The sequence below is a fragment of the Bartonella clarridgeiae ATCC 51734 genome (assembly GCF_000518185.1).
In the GTDB taxonomy this organism is placed as follows: Bacteria; Pseudomonadota; Alphaproteobacteria; order Rhizobiales; family Rhizobiaceae; genus Bartonella; species Bartonella clarridgeiae.
This window is the reverse complement of sequence record NZ_JADC01000007.1, coordinates 1-4,551: the sequence shown is the minus strand read 5'-3', so window position 1 is coordinate 4,551 and position 4,551 is coordinate 1. Positions and strand designations below refer to the sequence as shown.

The window sequence follows — 4,551 nt, the reverse complement described above, 5'->3', positions numbered from 1 at the left end:
AACACGCTGCTTTCCATTCTTAAAAACTTCAGTATCTACCGCAAAACCACCCTCTCCCTTATTTCCTTGATAAATATTTTGTACTCCTCCTTGCACCACTTTTGTATTCCATACTACCCCACCTTCATATACATTCTGTTGTCCTAGTTTTCCATCTTGACCATAAATTACAGTGTTATAAGCGTGACTATTTATAATTTTTCCTCCATTATCCAATATCCCGAAAACAAATTGCTCCCTTCCATCAATAATAACGTCGAATACCTTTTGCCCATTGTAAACTTTTTGTATTTTGTCTTTAATATTAAATGGAGATGAAGCTACGTTAAACCTCTCTACATCTGCACTAGCAACTTGCGAAAAGGAAATGTTAGCAACTAATATCCCCGAGACTAATTTACATTGCATGTTTAAACTCCACTATCAAAAATAACTAATTAAGTAGCCTCAATCATCACTACAAAGCATAAATCAAAATAGAGAATGAGGTCGTTTTTGAAGCATACACCGCTTCACGGAGTATTCTCTGATCATTAGATATTTAACTTGACACAAAAAACTATCTGGAAACAGATCAGAGAACAAAATACACCTTTGTTCAAAAACTATAACGTAACCCTAAAATACCCTGAAGTGATCGTTTCGTTTTTTTTCCTTTGAGATAATGTGCTTCAGCATAAAAGTTTAAATTTTCACTAACAAGACTATTCAAACCAATACCAAACTTTCCAGCATTACCAGATAAATCAGTATTAAATTTATGCCGTTTATTAATTGTTGTATGATTGTTATCTATATATTCACGCAACCAAGCTGCCTTAGTATAAGTCATTAACCAATTAGAAGTACCTAAATTAAATTCATGCCCTATAGATAAGCCAATTTCGCTACGCAAGGAAGTATATGGACCAATATCACCTATCATTTCATTAGAGAGCTTTATTTCTTTACCTTTAACTTGCAACCAAATTAATTGGGCATAAGGCTGGGTCCAACTATCTTGCGCTAACTTAATATGACGACCTGTTTCAAATGAAGCACCTATCGCTTTCTGATTATAATCTCCTTTGATATTTAAACCGTTCGTTGAAACGGCCTGAAGATTATTTTGATAATGATTATATTTCAAAACGCTATCTAAATACCAACCGCGATCACCCAAATAAGTTGCATAAGCCCCAATGCTACAAGTATTTACATGACTGACACCCCTCCGTGCATGAGAAATATCTGATTGGTCATAACTGCCAAAACCCCCAATATAAAACTGCCCGTTTACTACATGACTTAACCAATCAATTCCTACCATTATACCAGTTTGGTCTAGATTAAAATGAGTATGATCTGTAGAAATACGTTCTTTACTCTTGATACCATATGTCCATAGAGCAGTGTTCTTCTTATTTTTCTCTAAAAAGCCTCTCGCGGCACGCAAGCTTTGCAACTCATTGTTAAAAACAAGTTCAGGAACTACCGCCAAAGATAGCACTGCATCCGTCGACGGAGTCGTAAATGGAGCAGATGCAACCGACGGAGTCGTAAATGGAGCAGATGCAACCGACGGAGTCGTAAATGGAGCAGATGCAACCCCAGAAATTGGATCAAACAGTTGTTCATCATCCTGATTCACAAACTGTGGAGAAGTCTCTTGATCTTCTAAATCTTCTAAATCAGTATTTTCTTCTGGATACATCGGCTTTATTTGATTAAGAACTGAAGACTCTCCTTCATCATCAGATATAAGTAAATCATCAATTTGGTTTCCTTGTGTATATTGAATCAATTCAAAATCAAGAATTTGAGATTGTCCTGAATCCAATACTGGAGAACCATCCAGTATTGGATAAACCTCTGCACCACTATTTGTAGATGATGAAAAACGTTTTCGACTTTTTGGTTCATGATGATCTTGTGGTTTATCGCTCTGATACTCCGTATAAGAAATGGCTGAGGAAACTAAAGAGTTCTCCGCAGACTGATACACGTGTCGAGAAGGACGCGACCGAAACTCTAAAGTTTGATCAGACTGTTTGCGAAATTCTGACTTATTGTCACTGACAGAATCGGATGTGGTAACTGAAAAATCAGAAGGCGATTGTATCCCTAAATCAAATACTGAAGAGTTTTCGACATACTGACTCAGATGCCTAGGAGGGCGAGATCGGAATTCTGAATTTTTACGAGAAGTTTGACTTTTTTGACCTCTTGATCTACCGTTATTTGGTTTACCATTACCCATAGGACTGGATGAAGTAGATAAAACATGAACAAATGGTTTTTTTTGGATAAAGCGCTTAGGAGATAGACTTATTTGGTGAGACTGGTTAGGATCTGAAGACAAAAACCAAGTTTTCGAATTTCCACTTTTTGCTCTCTGGTTCAAAGTATACATATAAGTTCCAGCATCAACAGCACCAATTGATCTACCAGAACTATCTACCAAAGTGAAAGTAACTCCTCCATTTTTACTTGTATCAGTAACTAAATTGATCTCAGTAACACGACCATGTTTTTGAAAAAAATAATTTTCAATTTCTATACCAGAATCGGCAACACTTATTGTATGATTCCCTGAACCACTTTTAATAAATATATAATCACTTCCCTCCCCCACCTCCCCTATAGCACTAACATTAAAATCAAAATGTAAATTTCCTGAAAGCTGTCCAATACTAAGTTTAGAACGGCGTTTATCGTATCCGACAGAAGCAAAACGAACTGTTCCCCCATTCCCACTTAAATTTCCAATATAAATTTCAGAACTACGACTACTATTTTCTGCACCAACAGAAAATAATTTTTCAGTGCTTCGCCCTTCTAAAGTAATCTCTTTTTTCGTAATATAATTTATATTATCACCAGCATAAAGATAAAGACAACCTTTCCCGTTAACCTTTATTGCACCTGTTAAACTTGCACCAACATGTATCCATGATTGCGCTTGATCTTGAATTGTTAGATCTTTAACTATTCCACCAGGATATACTACTTGAAGAGCTCTCTCTTTCAAAGTAACTCCCAAAGCCTCACCTCCAGCTAAGACAAGTTGTTTACCATTCGAAGAAACTTCAGTATTTGATGCCATACCACCTTTTGCTGTTTTTCCTTTATAAAGATATTGCGCCCCCCCTCCCTTAACCTTGGTAATCCAAGCTTGCCCCCCATCATATACATTTTGTTGCCCGACATTTGTATTTGTACCAGAAATCACAGTTTCATAGGCACCACTTCGCTTATCAGTTGCACCAAGACTTCTAGGATTTTCTTCAAAAACAAACTGCACTCCCTCACTAATCTGAGTTGTTATTGCAGTTCCTCCACGCGTAACAACTTGTTGTCCACCTTTACTAATGGTAGCATTTTTTGAAGTTCCATTATTTTCAACAATCTCAACCCCTTTTTCTTCAATTCTGGTATTCATACTGATACCATGAGTAATAACTGAAGAATTTTTGACTACCTTATCCTTTGTAAAAGTAGAGGAAAACCTTTTTATTAACTGATTTAAATCCACCTCACTTAAATCAAAAACTTCACCTGACATCTCCTCCATTTTTTCCTGCGCACTTGCGCTTTGTATGAAAAAAGTACTGATCATTAATACTGAAAAACTTAACTTATAATATTGCACGATCTACACTCCATCATCAAAAGCTAGATTAATACCCGCTATCTATCAAGTAGCTCGCTTCTATTTTATCGTAATGTGTTTTATAATGTATCATAATGTATTTTACATTACAACATAATAATATCTAATTAAGAGCTATGATGAAAAATTCATTGGATTATTTGGATATCAGAAAAAAATCAGAGGAAAAAACATACAAGCTACACACTTCATAAAAAAAACCAAAATGAATTTAACTGATAAAAAATCGATGTTGTATATTAGAATGTAGAAGCATATTAATGCCTGTCTACATTCCCTTAAAAAGAGTTTTCTGATCATTAATATTCGTCTTGCAGATACCATTCTAAGATGATCAGAAAACAAAACATACCTAGGTTAGAAATTATAGCGTAATCCTACAATACCTTGAAGCGACTGTTTCACTTTCTGTCCTTTGAGATAATAAGTCTCAGCATAAAGCGATAAATTCTCACCAAAAAAACTATTCAAACCAATTCCTAACTTACCTGTATCCCCAGATAAATCAGTAGTAAATTTATGCTGCTTATTAATTGTCGTACGATTATTATCTCCATATCCACGCAACCAAGCAGCTGTCATATAAGTCATTAAATGGTGAGTATCGCTATTTAAATTAAATTTATGTCCTATAGATAATCCAACTGCACTGCGCACTGTAGTAGATCTCTTCATATCACCTGTCATCTTATTGGAAAGCTGTATTTCCCTACCTTCAACACATATTCCTGTTAATTGAGTATAAGGCTGTATCCAGGTATCTTGTGCTGCCTCAAAATGATAACCTGCTTCAAATGATGTACCTATTGCCCATTGATTATAATCGCCTTGAATATCCAAACCATTCGTTGAAATAGTCTTCAAATTATTTTTATAATAATTATATTTCAAAACACTAT

The 4,551-nt window shown here is 35.3% G+C and carries 2 protein-coding genes and 1 pseudogene; all 3 read right to left on the bottom strand.

Annotated features, from left to right (window positions below; translation table 11 throughout):
• Nucleotides 1-408: pseudogene (locus tag T420_RS0100390) on the bottom strand (autotransporter outer membrane beta-barrel domain-containing protein); the annotation flags it as partial.
• Nucleotides 409-598: 190 nt separating this feature from the next.
• Nucleotides 599-3,553: a BafA family autotransporter gene (gene bafA, locus T420_RS0100385; RefSeq protein WP_162146511.1), complete on the bottom strand. Its 2,955-nt coding sequence runs from the start codon at nucleotides 3,551-3,553 to the stop codon at nucleotides 599-601.
• 456 nt (nucleotides 3,554-4,009) lie between these two features.
• A partial coding sequence (locus tag T420_RS0100380) for an autotransporter outer membrane beta-barrel domain-containing protein (RefSeq protein WP_026501042.1) occupies nucleotides 4,010-4,551 on the bottom strand: 542 nt, incomplete at its 5' end.

Bases quoted from the DNA above. Each gene is read 5' to 3' on its own strand.
- bafA (WP_162146511.1), bottom strand. From the start codon at position 3,553: ATGGAGGAGATGTCAGGTGAAGTTTTTGATTTAAGTGAGGTGGATTTA.